This window comes from Mycobacterium sp. NGS41, from assembly GCF_059812725.1.
Window position 1 is genome coordinate 56190 of record NZ_JCALDF010000023.1, and the last position, 16075, is coordinate 72264.

Here is a 16075-nt window from a genome sequence, read left to right on the forward strand (position 1 = left end):
TCATCGCACGATGGTTGACCCTCGTCACAACGCTCCGGCGTAGCCGTGCTGTCGCCACGCCTCGTAGACGGCGATGGCCGCGGCATTGGACAGGTTGAGCGACCGCCGGCCCGCCAGCATCGGAATGCGCACCCGATGGGTGATGTGCGCGTCGGCCAGGGTCGTGGCATCCAGTCCGGTGGGCTCCGGCCCGAACATCAGCACGTCGCCCGCCCGGTAGCCGATGTCGGCGAACGACGTCGTCGCTCCCGCGGTGAAGGCGACCACCCGCATCGGGGTCAGCGCATCCCACGCGGCCTGCAGCGACGCGTGGACAGTGACCGACGCGAGGTCGTGGTAGTCCAGCCCGGCCCGTCGCAGCTTGGGCTCGGACAGGTCGAAGCCGAGCGGCTCGACCAGGTGCAGTTCGCAGCCGGTGGCCGCCGCGGTCCGGATGGCGTTGCCGGTGTTTGGCGCGATGCGCGGGGAGTAGAACAGCAGCCGAAACATCTGCTGATCATGACTGCTGAGCGCCGAAAGTTGGGTCTGTCCCGGGCTGGGCACTGGTAGGAGGTTGTGAACAGAGGGAGGAATGTGGTGACCTGGGCCTCGGGCTGTCATACTCGCAGGATTGCCAGGCGTTTACCGCTCGCGCTCATCTGCCTGGGGCGGGCGGAATAAGCAGGAAGTTTCATGAGCCTCTCAGTTGTCGGAGCGACGAGTGTCAGCGCAGCGACCGGTGCCCCCAAACCACCGAAAGCCGTAGCCACGTGACCATGTTCAACCGCCCGGCCGCCCCGGCTGCGGTGAATCCCCCCGACGCCCCAGAAGTTCCTGCCGGCGACGCGGCGCCGACGAGACGGCCGCCCGCCTGGTCGCCCAGTAACTGGCCCGTCCGGTGGAAAGTCCTGGCGATTGTGCTGGTACCGCTGGTGCTGGCCACGGTTTTCGGTGGTCTGCGGGTGGCAGATGCGACGGCCAGCTACAACACCTTGCGGCGGGCCGCTGCCCGCGCCGACGTGATACCGGCGATCACCAAATATATGTCGGCACTGGACGTCGCGCTGCTGGCGAGTACCGCCGGACGTGATGTTGAGGGAGCGAAGAAGAACTTCGAGGCCCGCAAGTACGAATTGCAGACGCGGCTGGCCGATACCGACGTGATCGCCGACGTCCGATCGGGAGTGAGCGGCCTGTTGAACGACGGTCAGGCCCTTCTGGACAAAGTGCTAAGCAACAGCATCGGTTTGCGGGACCGGGTGACCAACTATGCGCCGCTGCTGTTGACGGCCGAGAACGTGATCAACGCTTCGGTGCAGGTAGACAGTGAGCACATCCGAGGCCAGGCGCAGGGCCTGAGCAGGGCCTTGGGTGCCCGCGGGCAGATGACCATGCAGGAGATGCTGGTAACGCGCGGCGCTGACCTCCCCGAGCCGCAGTTGCGCAAATCGATGACCACCCTGGCCGGTACCGAACCGTCGACCCTTTTCGGGATGACCCAGGTGCTGGGTGCCGGCTCACCGGACGCCAAGACGCTGCAGCTGCAACTGGTGACCCGGATGGCCATCATGTCCGACCCGGCCAGCGTGCTGGTCAACAACCCCGATCTGCTGCACTCCATCCAGATCACCGACGGCATCGCCGAGCAGGTCATCCAGAACGCGACCACGGCGGTGACCAAGTCCGTGCAGAGTCTGGCCAACACGCGGCGCGATGCCGCTATCCGCGACGCCCTGCTGATGCTGGTCGCCCTCGCGGTAGCGGTGGTCATCGTGCTGCTGGTGGCGCGCGCGCTGGTGGTGCCACTGCGGGTGCTGCGCGACAGCGCGCTCAAGGTTGCCCACACCGACCTGGAGGACGAGATAGCCCGGGTGCGGGCCGGCGACGCCGAGCCGATTCCGCAGCCGCTGGCGGTGTACACCACCGAGGAGATCGGTCAGGTCGCGCACGCGGTCGACGAGCTGCACACCCAGGCGCTGCTGTTGGCCGGCGACGAGGCGCGGTTGCGATTGCTGGTCAACGACATGTTCGAAACCATGTCCCGGCGCAGTCGTTCGCTGGTCGACCAGCAGCTGTCACTCATCGACGGGCTGGAGCGCGACGAGGAGGATCCCGAGCGGCTGGACAGCCTTTTCCGGCTCGATCACCTGGCGGCGCGGCTGCGCCGCAACAGCGCCAACCTGCTGGTGCTGGCGGGTGCCCAGCTTTCGCGTGACCAGCGCAAGCCGGTGCAGCTGTCGACGGTGGTCCAGGCCGCTGTTTCCGAGGTCGAGGACTATCGCCGGGTGCAAATCGCGGCCATACCCGAATGCACTGTGATCGGTGCGGCGGCCGGCGGGCTCATCCATCTGCTCGCTGAGTTGGTCGACAACGCGCTGCGCTATTCGCCGCCGACGGCACCGGTTTCGGTTTCGGCGGCGCCGGCCCGTGACGGCGGAGTGCTGCTGCGCGTCTCCGATGCCGGTCTGGGCATGAATGATTCCGACCGGCGCATCGCCAACATGCGGCTGCACTCCGGCGGCGAGGTGACCCCCGACAATGCCCGGCACATGGGCCTTTTCGTGGTCAGCCGGCTGGCCGCCCCGCACGGCATCCGGGTGCGGCTGCGCGGCCCGGCGATGTCGGAGGGCGGCCAAGGCACCACAGCCGAGGTCTACCTGCCGCTGTCGGTGTTCAGCGAGGCCTCGGTCGTGGTCCGGGGAGCGCGGCCGCTTGAGCGAACGCGCGGCCGCGCACCAGCGCCCGAGTCGCCGGCCGCGCCAGCAGCTCCGCCGGCCCCGGCGGCAGCTCCACTGGCCGCGCCAACTGCGACGCCGGAAGCCGTGGCCGAGGCGCCGAACCGCAACGGTGCTCCGGAATCCGAAGCGGAAACCGGCCCGCCCGTCACGTTGTTGCCGCGCCGCAGTCCGGGCTCCAGCGGTATCACCGACGTTCCACCGGCCGAGGAACAGCCCCGACGGCAGCGGCGTGAGCTGCCCACTCCGTGGTGGGAGCAGGGGGAGGCGCCGGAGCCGATGCAACCGTCGGCGGCAGCGACGGGGAACGAGCTGCCGACGGCATCGGACACCTCGGCGTTCTTCTCCGCGCGATCGGCAGCGCAGTCGGCAGCGCGTCCCCCGTCGCCCCCGCCGGCACCGTCACCGCCGCCACCAACACTGCCGCCGGCACCAGCGCCGCCCGACCCGGCCGCTGACGACGTGATCTACCAGCGGATGCTCGCAGAGATCGTCGGCGACCCGCACGAACTGGCTCAACATCCCGATCTGGACTGGAAGTCGGTGTGGGACCGCGGCTGGGTGTTGGCCGCGCACGCCGACGAGACACCCGTGGAGTCCGAGACGAACAGTGGCCTGCCGGTGCGCAAACCGGGCGCACGGCTGGTGCCGGGGGCCGCCAACGGGACCGAATCGGGGGACGCGAGCACCTGGCTGGTTTCCCGCGAACCCCAGCAACCCGGCCGGGAGGCCGAGCATGCCGCCGCGGGTCGCGATCCCGACGCGATTCGTGCCTCGATGAGCAGCCATTTCGGCGGCGTGCGCAGCGCACGTTCGCATGCCCGCGAAGAAACCCAAGGACCGGACGACGAATGAGGACGCAGACGTCGGACAACACGCTGGACTGGCTGGTGACGAAGTTCGCGCGGGAGGTCCCCGGGGTGGCCCATGCGTTGCTGGTCTCCGTCGACGGTCTGCCCCTCGCCGCCAGTGACCGGCTTCCGCGTGAGCGAGCCGATCAGCTGGCCGCGGTGGCGTCCGGGCTGGCCAGCCTCTCGACTGGCGCCGCCCAGCTGTTCGACGGCGGGCCGGTGCTGCAGTCCGTGGTCGAGATGCAGCGGGGCTATTTGTTGTTGATGCGTGTCGGCGACGGTTCGCATCTGGCGGCGCTGGCTGTGACGTCGTGCGATATCGGTCAGATCGGGTACGAGATGGCGATGCTGGTCGAACGCGTGAGCGGCGTCGTCCAGCCCTCCCGTCGCGCAGCGCCGGGCTCGGCATAGTCCTGAGCCGCGATGGACGGACGCGAGCCGCAGGAGCCCCGGTCACCCGCGCGTGAGGCCAATCTGGTCCGCCCGTATACGCTGACGGCCGGACGAACCGGCACCGATGTCGACCTACCGCTGGAAGCGCCGGTGCAGACGCTGCAAGCGGGACTGACGCACCGCTGGCCGGCCAACGACGTGCGGGGCAGGATCGTCCAGCTAGGCGTCAAGAGTCCCTCGGTCGCGGAAATCTCGGCCCGGCTCGATTTGCCCGTGGGCGTCGCGCGCGTCTTGGTCGGCGATCTGGTCACGGCCGGTTACCTTCGGGTGCACAAGACCTTGACCGACCGTTCGACCCGCGATGAGCGTCACGAACTCATAGGAAGGACGCTGCGTGGCCTTAAGGCACTCTGAGCCGCACTCCGACGAACATGCCACCGCGTCGACGAAGATCGTCATCGCGGGGGGGTTCGGTGCCGGCAAGACCACGTTCGTGGGCGCGGTTTCCGAGATCATGCCGCTGCGCACCGAGGCCATGGTCACCGATGCCTCGTCCGGCGTCGACGTGCTCGAGTCCACTCCGGGCAAGCAGACCACGACCGTCGCGATGGACTTCGGCCGGATCACCTTGGAAGAGGATCTGGTGCTCTATCTGTTCGGGACGCCGGGGCAGCGCCGGTTCTGGTTCATGTGGGACGACCTGGTGCGCGGCGCTATCGGCGCGATCGTCCTGGTCGACGTTCGGCGCCTGCAGGACAGCTTCGCCGCCGTCGACTTCTTCGAGCACCGCAACCTGCCGTTCTTGGTCGCGGTCAACGAGTTCGACGGCGCGCCAAGGTATCCGGTCGGCGCGGTGCGCGAGGCGCTGACGCTGTCTCCCAACATTCCGGTGATCAGCGTCGATGCCAGGGACCGAAGGTCGGCGACCGACGCGTTGATCGCGGTGAGCGAATACGCGCTGGCCAGCCTGGCGGGCTAATCGCGATCGCGAGCGCGGCGCAGCCGGGCGAAGCGGGTCGCCACGATAAGGAAGTAGTGGCGATCGCGAGCGCGGCGCAGCCGGGCGAAGCGGGTCGCCACGGACCGGACAGCTGACCGCATTGCAGCAGTGGACTGACCGCGAATTCACCGGCCACGATTTCGTCGACGCAGACCTCAGCCGGCTGCGCACTGAACGGGTCGTATTTCAGCGGGTCCAACCTGGCCGAGTCGCAACATCGCGGGTCGGCCTTTCGCAACTGCAATTTCCGACGAACATTGTTGTGGCACAGCATATTTGCGCAATGCAGCATGTTAGGCTCGGTCTTTGAACAGTGCTGGCTGCGGCCGCTGACCTTCGACGAGGTGGACTTCACGCTGGCGGTGCTCGGCGGCAATGACCTTCGCGGTGTCGACTTGAGTGGTTGCCGGCTACGTGAGGCCAGTCTGGTGGAGACCGACCTGCGTAAGGCCGTGCTGCGCGGCGTCGACCTTCGCGGTGCGCGCACCACCGGCACCCGGCTGGACGATGCGGACCTGCGCGGCGCGACGGTGGACCCCGCCATATGGAGAACCGCGTCGCTGGCAGGCGCCAAGGTGGACGTCCCGCAAGCGTTGGGCTTCGCGGTGGCGCACGGCCTGCGGTTGGAGGGGTGAGCAGACGCAAAAAGCCCCGAAAACCGCGATTTTCGGGGGCTTTTTGCGTCTGCTCGGCGTAGCTACTCAGCGCTTGAGCCGGCCCCGCCCGTCACTGCAATCCTTGGACGGGAAGGATCCGCACATTTTGCCGCACAGCGTGTACTGGCGGCTTTGAGCGTGAATCCTGGGCTTTCGGTGTGACGGTAGGGCGGGAATCGGCGCTGGATCCTGCCCAGGATTCACGCGCAAGGCCCAGGATTCACGCGCAAGGCCCAGGATTCACGCGCAAGGCCCAGGATCCACGCGCAAAGCCGAGGATTCACGCGCAAGGCCCAGGATTCACGCGCAAAGCCGAGGATTCACGCCAAAACCCGACCCTACGAACGCCGGCGCGATACCGAACACTGTCCCCTAGCGCTTGAGCCGGATGGTCCATCGCACGCCGACGGCGTAGACGACCGACAACAACGCGAGCATGCCCATGTCGAACAGCCAGGTTCCCGCCGTGTGTTTGAAGAGGTCGTCCTTGGGAGTTTGCGGACCAGACGAAATCGTCGTCAAGTCGACTGTCGACGACTGCGCCGCATATCCCCATCGCGCGGGCACCACCCACGACATCTGTTCCAGAGCAATCCGATTGGTGACCGGCACGATTCCGCCCGAGAGCACCATTTGCAACATCAGCGACACCACCAACAGTGGCATTATCTGCTCGTTGGAACGCGCCAGCGCCGAGAACAGCAGGCCGAGCATGGCCGCAGTCACGCACGTCGCCGCGACACCGACGAACAGCTCGAGGGTGGCGTTACCGAGCAACAGGGCCCCCTGCTTTGGCGGGCCCTTGCCCAGTACCACGATGGCGGTCGCGATCACCGCTTGGACAATGGCGAACACGGAGAACACAGCGATTTTGGCCGCCAGATAAGCGGTGGTCGACAGGCCGACCGCCTGCTCTCGCCGGAAGATCGGACGCTCGCCGATCAGGTCGCGGAGCGTCAGCGCGGTACCCATGAATACTGCGGCCATGGTGAGCAGCGTCACCACGGTCGGCGCTTCGGTGGCCGCCTCGCTTGCGGGGTTCGTAACAATGCCGAACCCGGCACCACCGGGGACCGTCAGCGACAGCACGCCCATGGCGAACGGCAACAGCGCCAGGAACACGAAATAGGCACGGTCGGAGACGACAAGCCGAATCTGGCGTCGGGCAATCGTGGAGAACTGTCGGCGCATGCTGGTGCGCGCGGGTGCACCCAGATCGCCCGCGGCTTCGGCTATTTCAGGCAGTGGCGGCTCTCGCTGCGCGAGGAAGCGACGATTGGCCTCGTCGGGATCGGCCCCGACTTTGGCGAAGATGTGGGCCCAGTTGGTGGTCCCCATGACCTCGCCGATCTTGTCGGGTGGGCCCAGGTACGCCGTCTTGCCGCCAGGTGCCATCAGCAGCACCTGATCGCAGACCTCGAGATAGGTCAGCGAGTGCGTTACCACCAACACCACGCGGCCGGCATCGGCAAGCTGGCGCAGCATGTTCATCACCTGCAGGTCCAGCGCTGGGTCCAGGCCGGAGGTCGGCTCGTCGAGGATCAGCAACGACGGTCCGGTGAGCAGTTCCAGTGCCACCGAAGCGCGTTTGCGCTGGCCGCCGGAGAGGTTGTCGACCCGCTTTTCGGCGTGTTCGGTAAGACTCAGCTCTTCGAGTACCTGAGCGACCACCTCGTCCCGATCGGCCTTGCTGGTGTCGGGCGGCAGCCGCAGTTCGGCGGCGTAGCCGAGCGCTTGGTTGACCGTCAGCTGGCGGTGCACCACGTCGTCCTGCGGGACCATTCCGATCCTGCTGCGCAACGACGCGTAGTCGTTGTGAATGTTGTGGCCCTCGAAGGTGACCGACCCGGAGCTGGGGGTGGTGTATCCGGCGATCAGCCGTGACAGCGTGCTCTTGCCCGCACCCGATCCACCGATGATGGCGGTCAGCGTCCCGGGCCGCGCGATCATCGAGACGTTTTCCAGCAGCGCCTTTTCCCCGATGGTGAACACGATGTCGCGCACCTCCAGGCCCCCGGTGCGCGTCGCGACTTCGGTGCGGCGAACCAGCTCGCCGCCGGTGAACGCCAGGTCGACGTTCCCGATCGTGACCACGTCGCCCTCGGACAGCACCGCCGACCCGACGCGCATCCCGTTGACGAATGTCCCGTTGGCGCTTTGCGCGTCGCGGATTTCGGCGCCCAGCGGTGTCGCGACCAGATACGCGTGATAACGCGAGGCCAGCACGTCGTGGATGACGATGTCGTTGTCGATCGCGCGGCCGATCTTGGCGGCGCTCGCGTCGGGCGGCTTCGGGCCGCGGCCGCCCAGGACCCGCAACCTTCTGGTCGGGCCCTCCTCCTCCTGTGCCGGCTGGACCGGCGTTTTCGGCCGACTGGGCCGCACGCTCCTGGCGGGCTGCGCTTCAATTGGCCGCGACTGTTGCGGCGGCAGCTGTGTCGCGGGGTCAGCCGGCGCCGGCTGAGCCGGTGGCGCGGGCTGCCGAGCGATCCGCGGCGGAGCCTGCCGAGGCGGAACGGTTTGCGGCCGGGACAGCGGTCCGGTGGTAGGCGGCGCGATCACCTGAAATTTCTCGGTCGGCGGCAGCATGCCGACGGCTCCGCTGTGCTGCCCGACGTGGAAGGTCAGCCGAGGCCCGTCGGGGTTGCCGATGTTGATGGCCTGGCCGTCGCGGATGTCGACCGCGGGCACGCGCCGGCCATTGACGAACAGCCCGTTCGACGAGTTGTTGTCGATCGCTGTCCACCTGCCCTGATCGAAGCGCAGCAGCAGGTGAGCTCGGGCGATCAGCGGGTGCGCAATGCGCAGATCGGCGCGCAAGTCGCTGCCGACGACAACGTCGCGGCCCGCAGCGAAGCTGCCCTGCGATCGGCCGGAGCGAACCGTTAACACGGGCGAGGACGGTCGACTCATCAATTCAGATTAGTTTCCGCTCTGCTTTCCGTAGGCCGTTTAGCGGCGCTTCAGTGTTTAGCTGCGCTTTATTCGGATGTGCCACCGGATGAAGATGGCGTAAGCCACCGACAACACCGCGAGCATGAACAAGTCCAACACATAGATATGTTTGGAGTGCTGCCAGATCGGATCGTCCGTAGGGATCTGTGGCACGTTTACCAGGGCCCTGAGCTCGATCGACGACGCGCCTGCGGCGTAGCCCCAGCGCCCGGGTGTGACCCAGGAGACATACTGCAGGCCGCCCGGGTAGACCGCGATCATTCCGCCGCAGAGCACCAGCTGGGACATGAGCGACACCACCAGTAGCGGCATGATCTGCTCGTTGGATTGCGCGACGGCCGACAGCAGCAGGCCGAACATCGCCGACGCGACACAGGTGGCTGCCACCGCGACGAAGAGCGCGATGGTGGAATTGCCGAAGAACAGAGCGGGTTGGGTCGGCGCGCCCTTGCCGATCCGCACGACCAAAGTCGCGATTGCTGCCTGGAACGTCGCGAACGCGCAGAAGACCGCGGCCTTGGCCAGCAGATAGGCGGTGGTGGACAACCCGACGGCTTGTTCACGCTTGAAGATCGGGCGTTCACCTACGAGGTCGCGGACGGTCAGCGCCGTTCCCATGAACACCGCGCCGATGATCAACAGCACCATGATGTACTGCGGCTGGGTCGGCGCTAGTTTCACGTCGGCGGGGCCCAGGCCGGGTTTGGGACCTTTCACCACCAGCGACAGGGCGCCCATGATGAACGGCAGTATGGCCAGGAAGATGGTGTAGCCCCGGTCGGAAACGATGAGCCGAACCTGGCGGCGGGCGATCGTGGAGAACTGGCGCCCCAGGCCGGTTTTCGGTGGCTCGCCCAGGTCGCCCGGAATCGAGGAAGAAACCGGCGCGCGCGCCGCCTGCTGACTGCGTTCCCTGAAGCGGCGGTTGGCCTCGTCTGGATCGGCGCCCACCTTGGCGAAGATGTCGGCCCAGTTCCGCGTTCCCATCGCGGCCTCGACCTGGTCCGGCGGCCCGCAGAAGGCGGTCTTGCCGCCGGGCGCCAGCAGCAGGATCTGGTCGCAGACGTCGAGGTAGGAGATCGAGTGGGTGACCACCATAACCACGCGGCCGGCGTCGGCGAGTTGGCGCAGCATCAGCATCACCTGACGGTCCAGTGCCGGGTCCAGCCCGGAGGTCGGCTCGTCGAGAATCAGCAGCGACGGTTGGGTGAGCAGCTCCAGCGCGACCGAAGCACGTTTGCGCTGGCCGCCGGACAGCTTGTCCACCCGGGTGTCGGCGTGCTTGGTCATCTCGAGTTCTTCGAGCACCCCGGCTACGATTTGGGTGCGTTCCTGTTTGCTGGTGTCGGGCGGCAGGCGTAGCTCGGCGGCGTAGCCCAGCGCCTGGTTGACGGTCAACTGGCGATGCACGACGTCGTCCTGCGGGACCATCCCGATCCTGCTGCGCATTGACGCGTACTCGGTGTGGATGTTGTGGCCCTCGAAGGTCACGTTGCCTTCGCTGGGACTCGTGTATCCGGCGATCAACCGCGACAGCGTGCTCTTGCCGGCACCGGACCCACCGACGATGGCGGTAAGCGTGCCTGGCCGCGCGGTCAGCGAGATGTGGTCCAGCAGCTGCTTGCCTTTGTCGACGACGAAGCAGACGGAGTTCACCTCCAGGCCACCGGTGCGCGTCGCCGCTTCGGTGCGGCGGACCAAGTTGTCGTTGCTGAAGACCAGGTCGACGTTGCCGATGGTGACCACGTCGCCCTCGGTCAGGATCGCCGATCCGACCCTGACCCCGTTGACGAACGTGCCGTTGACGCTGTTCGCGTCGCGAATCTCGGTGCCCAGCTGGGTTCGGTTCAAGAACGCGTGATGGCGGGACGCCAAGACGTCCTGGATGACGATGTCGTTGTCCGTCGCGCGGCCGATGCTGGCCGCTCCCGGCGGCGCACTTTGAATCCCCCCGGCGCGGCCGGGCTTCAGCGCGTTGAACATCTTCGTCGCCAAATTCCCGGCCTCTGGCGGCCGGGCGATGGCGGGCTCCAGTGCGGTCCGCGGCGCCGCGTCGTAGGCCGCGCTGGACGACGGCGCGTACTGGGGCGATGGCGGATGCGCCGGTGGCCGTCCGCCGGGCGGATACCCGGGCTGGCCCGGCGGGCCACCGGGTCGGGGCGGCGCGCCCCGGGGAGGCTGGCGTCCAGGCCCCGGCGGGGCGCCAACCGTCGGGCCCACATGACCGGACGACTGCCCCGCCATGGACGGTATGCGCATCCCCGATGTTTGGGGCGGACGTCCGGCCATCCCGTGGTGCCGCCCGACCTCGAAGGTCAGTGCGGGCCCGTCGGGATTGCCGATATTGATGGTCTGGCCGTCGTGGATGTCGACGACCGGCACCCGCCGGCCGTTGACGTAAGTCCCGTTCAGCGAACCGTTGTCAATCGCCAGCCACCTGCCCTGATCGAAGCGGAGCATCAGGTGGGCGCGCGAAATCAGCGGATGGGTGATCCGCATGTCGGCCCGGAGGTCGCGTCCGACGACCACATCATGGCCCGCCGCGAACGTCCGCTCCGACCCGTCGTGCCTGACAGTCAGCGCAGGCGGGGCTGGGGGAGTCATCGAGTCAACTTTAGCGGGTAACGCCAGCCCAACGACTGAAACGGTTAGGTAACACTTGCGTTGCCGGTATGGACGGCGGTTGGCCGGCCGTCAGTCGGGCGCTCCGGTCACCACACAGTTGGTGCGGCTGTAGATGGTGGGCATGCACAGATTGCAGTGTGTACAGGCCGAATGCGTGTGTTCACCGTCGGCTTTGATCCGATTGATCAGGTCCGGCTCGGCCAGCAGAGCCCTGGCCATCGCCACGAACTCGAAGCCCTCCGCCATGGCCAGGTCCATCGTTTCCCGGTTGGTGATGCCGCCGAGCAGGATCAGCGGCAGCTTGAGTTCGGCCCGGAAGAGCTTGGCCTCGCGCAGCAGATACGCCTCGCGATAGGGGTATTCACGCAGAAACTTCTTGCCCGTCATGCGCATGCCCCAGCGAAGCGGCGGCTTGAAGGCGCCGGCGAACTCTTTGATCGGCGCATTGCCGCGGAACAGGTACATCGGGTTGACCAGCGAGCTGCCCGCGGTGAGTTCGATGGCGTCGAGGCCGCCGTCTTCCTCCAGCCACTTGGCGGTGATCAGGGACTCCTCGGTGGAGATGCCGCCGCGGACGCCGTCGGCCATGTTGAGCTTGGCCGTCACCGCGATCGGCTGACCCTCTCTTTCCAAGGCCCGGCGCACGGCGAGCACCAGCCCGCGCGCCACCTTGGCCCGGTTCTCCAGCGATCCGCCGAACTCGTCGTCGCGCCGGTTGATCAACGGGGACAGAAACGAACTCGCCAGATAGTTGTGGCCCAAATGGATTTCGACGGCGTCGAAGCCCGCTTCGACGGCCAGCCGGGCGGCGTTGGCGTGGTCGGCCAGCACGTCGTCGATGTCGTCGCGGTCGGCCTTCCTGGCGAACCGCATGCCGATCGGGTTGAAGAACCGCACCGGGGCCAGCGCGGTGGCCTCGTTGGAGCGAGCGTTGGCGACCGGGCCGGCGTGCCCGATCTGGGCGCTCACCGCGGCCCCCTCGGCATGGATCGCGTCGGTGAGCCGGCGGAAACCGGGCACGGCCTCCGGTCGCATCCAGATTCCGTTGCCTTCGGTGCGGCCACCTTGGGATACCGCGCAGTAGGCGACCGTGGTCATGCCCACGCCGCCGGCGGCGGGCCGCCGGTGGTACTCGATCAGGTCGTCGGTCACCAGCGCGTCGGGTGTGCGGGCCTCGAAGGTCGCCGCCTTGATGATCCGGTTGCGCAGCGTCACCGGACCGAGCTTGGCGGGGCTGAACACGTCCGGTGTCTCGGGCATGTCAGCAGCCTATCCCTGCAGGCATGCCAGACTGTTCGGCGTGGGCGCAATCACGCTGGACGGCAAGGCCACCCGTGACGAGATTTTCGTCGACCTGAAGCAACGGGTGGCCGCATTGGCCGCATCGGGCCGCACGCCCGGACTGGGCACCATCCTGGTCGGCGACGATCCAGGATCGCAGGCCTACGTCCGCGGTAAGCACGCCGACTGCGCGAAGGTGGGCATCACGTCGATTCGCCGCGACCTGCCCGCCGACATCTCGACGGCCACGCTCAACGACACCATCGACGAGCTGAACGCCAACCCCGAATGCACCGGTTACATCGTGCAGCTGCCGTTGCCAAAGCACCTGGACGAGAACGCCGCCCTGGAGCGCGTCGACCCGGACAAGGACGCCGACGGCCTGCACCCGACGAACCTGGGCCGGCTGGTGCTCAACACCCCGGCGTCGCTGCCGTGTACTCCACGCGGCATCGTGCACCTGCTGCGGCGTTATGACGTGGAGATCGCCGGTGCGCACGTGGTGGTCATCGGCCGGGGTGTGACGGTGGGCCGGCCGCTGGGACTGCTGCTCACCCGTCGCTCGGAGAACGCCACGGTGACGTTGTGCCACACCCGAACTCGTGATCTGCCCGCGCTGACCAGACAGGCCGACATCATCGTGGCCGGCGTCGGTGTGCCGCACCTGCTGACCGCCGACATGGTGCGTCCCGGCGCCGCGGTCGTCGACGTGGGTGTCAGCCGGGTGGACGGCAAGCTGGCCGGCGACGTGCACCCCGACGTATGGGAAGTCGCCGGTCACGTGTCGCCGAATCCGGGCGGTGTCGGCCCGCTGACCCGCGCTTTTCTGCTGACCAACGTCGTCGAGTTGGCCGAACGCCAGTGAGTGTGGGATCCGCGGCCAAGGCCCAGTGGCCGATCCTGCTGGTCGGGCTGATTTTCGTCACGGCTTTCGTGCTGGCGGGGGCCAACTTCTGGCGCCGCGGCTCGCTGCTGATCGGCATCGGTGTCGGGGTGGCCGCGGTGCTGCGGTTGGTGTTGTCCGATGGGGGAGCCGGCCTATTGGTGGTGCGCAGCAGGGGCACCGACTTCATCACCACCGCGACGGTCGGCGCGGCGATGGTCTATATCGCGTGGACCATCGACCCGCTGGGTACCGGTTAAATCCCTGGCAGCCCGGGCATCCCGGGGATTTGCGGCAGGTTGGGCATATTGCCGTTGGCCACGGAGGCCATCATGCTTGGGCAATACATCGAGATGGCGATCCTGGTGAACATGTCTGCCATTCCGGGGGACATGCCGTTGCCCTTGATCCGCGCGGCGGCCGCGGCGAAGTTCCCGCCCGGCTCGGCAAGCATGGGGCACACCTGCTGGCCCATCGACACCGCGCTCCCCGGTTCGCCGTAGTTGACACCCGCGTTGTTGAGCGCGCCGATGAACGAGTCGTCGATAGGGCTGGCGTCGGCCGGGGCCGCGAATACCGCGGCGGCGGTGAGGATTCCGGCTGCTGCCGCGAACAGGCGAATGGTCACGGGCTGATAGCGGAACAACCAGACCCACCCCTGCGCTTTGGCCAATGCCTTCATTCAAGCCCCATCCGTCTCGGAGTGCACTTGAGGCACTCGAACCACTCTAGGAACCTTGATCTATAACTGTCACATTTACAACACGGTGCGGTAAAGGTTTGCACACTATGCGTTTCGCGATGGCCCTGCGCCGGGCCTGTCTATTAAGAGGCAGTTGAGAGGGTCGCCCGCACACACACCGTGACATACGGCAGCGCAAGGCCGTTGGTGTTCGCCAATGCCGGATGGGTGGCCAGCAACTCGCGCACCTGGTCGAGAGTTTTGGTGCGGACCTCGGTGGGCGAGGTGATGCAGTAGCTGCGCGATGCGACCAGGTCGATGAGTGCCTGCGGTGTCAGGTAATTCGTCCACTCGATTTGATCGCGCTCGACCTGGCTGAACGGCGCGGGCAGCGTCACCTTGGTGCGGCCTGGGTCGCCGTCGCTCCCGATGATCTGCCCCAGCTCGCGCACCCAGCCGAGTCGTTCGTCGCGGGTGTTCCACACCAGACCCAGTCGCCCGCCGGGCCGCAGCACGCGCGCCACCTCGGGAATCGCCCGCTCGGGGTCGACCCAATGCCACGCCTGGGCGACCAGAACCGCGTCGACGCTGTTGTCGGGCAACGGAATATCTTCGGCGGTGCCCAGCAGCGCAACAGTCTCGGGAAGCGACGCAGTCAGCACTTCCAGCATTTCCGGAATCGGGTCGACGGCCACCACGTCCAAGCCGCGTTCGACCAGCCGGGTAGTCAGCTTCCCGGTACCCGCACCCAGGTCCAGCACGTCACGCGCATCGATCGGCAACAGCCAGTCGATCGCCGCCGGCGGATACGACGGGCGGCCACGCTCATAGGCGGCCGCCGCCGAGCCGAACGACATCGAGCGGTCGTGCCTGGAGCGGGTCACCGTGGCGGCCTTGGACACGCGTCTTCAGCCAATTTCAGTGTCTCGCGGATCAATTCGTTGACGACGTCGGTTTCCACTAGGAAGCCATCGTGCCCGTAGACGGAGTCGATTACGTGCAGGCCGGTGCAGCCTGGCAGCAGCTCGGCCAATTCCTCCTGCAAGCGCAGCGGGTAGAGCCGGTCACTGGTGATGCCGCCGACCACGACCGGTACCCGGCACCCGCGCAGTGCGTTTCGCACCCCGCCGCGGCCACGGCCGACATCGTAGCGGCACATAGAGTCCGACACAGCCACGTAGGTGCCGGCATCAAAGCGCTCCACCAGCTTGTAACCCTGGTAATCCAGATAGCTCTGCACCGCGTAGCGGCCGCCGGTCGCCGGATCTTCGTCAGCCTGGCTGTCGTTGCGGAATCGAGTGTCGAGCTCCAGCTCGCCGCGGTAGCTCAGGATGGCGAACTGCCGGGCGATCGCCAGCCCGGCGTCCGGTTTGCGCCCAGTACCGTAATAGTCACCGTCCTGCCAGTTCGGATCGGCCTTGATCAGCGATATCTGCGTGGTTACGTGACCGATCAGGTCGGCGGTGCTGCGCGCACTGGCTGCTATCACCAGCCCGGCCCGGACCCGGTCGGGGTAGGTGACTATCCATTCCAAAGCCCGTGCGCCGCCCATGGATCCGCCGACGACGGCGGCAACCTGGTTGATACCCAGCGCCGCCAGTGCGGCGACATCCGCCTCGACCTGATCCCGCACCGAAATCTGCGGAAATCTCGAGCCCCACGGCTTTCCGTCCCGGGCAAGCGAGCTGGGCCCGGTAGAACCACTGCAACCGCCGAGCACGTTGGTGGCCACCACGCACCAGCGGTTGGTGTCGATCGGCGCACCCGGCCCGGCCACCCCGTCCCACCAGCCCGGCGTGCGATGCCCGGGTCCGGCGGGCCCGGTGATGTGCGAATCACCGGTGAGCGCGTGCAGCACGACCACCACGTTGTCCCGCGTCGGCGACAGCTCACCCCAGCGCTGTACGGCCATGCGGACATCGTCGATCACCGCACCGTTTTCGAGGGTCAGCGAGCCGATATCGACGAAGCCGATTTCGCCTTCTGCAGGCAGTGTTTGGCTGGGAACGCCGGAAATCGACATGTCAGAACTCAT

General features: G+C 67.2%; 12 protein-coding genes and 3 pseudogenes. 8 read left to right on the top strand and 7 right to left on the bottom strand.

Annotated elements, in window-relative coordinates; translation table 11 throughout:
* Positions 1-24: 24 nt before the first annotated feature.
* Positions 25-489, bottom strand: a complete 465-nt coding sequence (locus AC5Y21_RS19050; RefSeq protein WP_499914698.1) for a tRNA (cytidine(34)-2'-O)-methyltransferase — start codon at positions 487-489, stop codon at positions 25-27.
* A gap of 260 nt (positions 490-749) precedes the next feature.
* Here AC5Y21_RS19050 and AC5Y21_RS19055 point away from each other — a divergent pair, with 260 nt between their 5' ends.
* The 6 genes and pseudogenes from AC5Y21_RS19055 (at position 750) to AC5Y21_RS19080 (ending at position 5593) form a co-directional block, all read left to right on the top strand.
* Positions 750-3569 carry a sensor histidine kinase gene (locus tag AC5Y21_RS19055; protein ID WP_499914655.1) on the top strand — a complete coding sequence of 940 codons (2820 nt, stop codon included), beginning with the start codon at positions 750-752 and terminating at the stop codon, positions 3567-3569.
* Positions 3566-3976, top strand: coding sequence for a serine protease inhibitor (locus tag AC5Y21_RS19060; protein ID WP_499914657.1), 411 nt, complete (start codon positions 3566-3568; stop codon positions 3974-3976). Before AC5Y21_RS19055 ends, AC5Y21_RS19060 begins: the two co-directional genes overlap by 4 nt.
* Positions 3977-3988: 12 nt before the next feature.
* Complete coding sequence (locus tag AC5Y21_RS19065) at positions 3989-4372, top strand: DUF742 domain-containing protein (RefSeq protein WP_499914659.1); 384 nt, start codon at positions 3989-3991, stop codon at positions 4370-4372.
* Positions 4353-4937 carry a GTP-binding protein gene (locus AC5Y21_RS19070; protein WP_499914661.1) on the top strand — a complete coding sequence of 195 codons (585 nt, stop codon included), beginning with the start codon at positions 4353-4355 and terminating at the stop codon, positions 4935-4937. Before AC5Y21_RS19065 ends, AC5Y21_RS19070 begins: the two co-directional genes overlap by 20 nt.
* Positions 4937-5047, top strand: a pseudogene (locus AC5Y21_RS19075) (2-isopropylmalate synthase); the annotation flags it as partial. The gene AC5Y21_RS19070 and the pseudogene AC5Y21_RS19075, both read left to right, overlap by 1 nt.
* Positions 5048-5058: 11 nt before the next feature.
* A pseudogene (locus AC5Y21_RS19080) lies at positions 5059-5593 on the top strand (pentapeptide repeat-containing protein).
* A gap of 393 nt (positions 5594-5986) precedes the next feature.
* Here AC5Y21_RS19080 and AC5Y21_RS19085 read toward each other — a convergent pair.
* The 3 genes from AC5Y21_RS19085 to AC5Y21_RS19095 all read right to left on the bottom strand — a co-directional run bounded on the left by AC5Y21_RS19085 (position 5987) and on the right by AC5Y21_RS19095 (position 12454).
* Complete coding sequence (locus tag AC5Y21_RS19085; protein WP_499914662.1) at positions 5987-8527, bottom strand: ATP-binding cassette domain-containing protein; 2541 nt, start codon at positions 8525-8527, stop codon at positions 5987-5989.
* A 57-nt stretch (positions 8528-8584) separates the two neighbouring features.
* Entirely contained in the window at positions 8585-11173 is a 2589-nt protein-coding gene (locus AC5Y21_RS19090) for an FHA domain-containing protein (RefSeq protein ID WP_499914664.1), read from the bottom strand.
* A gap of 90 nt (positions 11174-11263) precedes the next feature.
* A complete protein-coding gene (locus AC5Y21_RS19095; protein ID WP_499914665.1) occupies positions 11264-12454 on the bottom strand; it encodes an NADH:flavin oxidoreductase in 1191 nt (396 codons plus the stop codon).
* Positions 12455-12494: 40 nt separating this feature from the next.
* On the opposite strand from AC5Y21_RS19095, the gene AC5Y21_RS19100 reads away from it, so the two are divergent.
* A complete protein-coding gene (locus AC5Y21_RS19100) occupies positions 12495-13340 on the top strand; it encodes a bifunctional methylenetetrahydrofolate dehydrogenase/methenyltetrahydrofolate cyclohydrolase (protein ID WP_499914667.1) in 846 nt (281 codons plus the stop codon).
* Positions 13337-13618, top strand: coding sequence for a DUF3017 domain-containing protein (locus AC5Y21_RS19105; protein ID WP_499914668.1), 282 nt, complete (start codon positions 13337-13339; stop codon positions 13616-13618). Before AC5Y21_RS19100 ends, AC5Y21_RS19105 begins: the two co-directional genes overlap by 4 nt.
* A gap of 11 nt (positions 13619-13629) precedes the next feature.
* On the opposite strand, the pseudogene AC5Y21_RS19110 reads toward AC5Y21_RS19105, so the two are convergent.
* The 3 genes and pseudogenes from AC5Y21_RS19110 to metX all read right to left on the bottom strand — a co-directional run.
* A pseudogene (locus AC5Y21_RS19110) lies at positions 13630-14040 on the bottom strand (DUF732 domain-containing protein); the annotation flags it as partial.
* 143 nt (positions 14041-14183) lie between these two features.
* Positions 14184-14924 carry a class I SAM-dependent methyltransferase gene (locus AC5Y21_RS19115; protein WP_499914700.1) on the bottom strand — a complete coding sequence of 247 codons (741 nt, stop codon included), beginning with the start codon at positions 14922-14924 and terminating at the stop codon, positions 14184-14186.
* Positions 14921-16063 (bottom strand): homoserine O-acetyltransferase MetX, encoded by a 1143-nt coding sequence (metX, locus tag AC5Y21_RS19120; protein ID WP_499914701.1) that lies wholly within the window; start codon positions 16061-16063, stop codon positions 14921-14923. Before metX ends, AC5Y21_RS19115 begins: the two co-directional genes overlap by 4 nt.
* Positions 16064-16075: the final 12 nt, after the last annotated feature.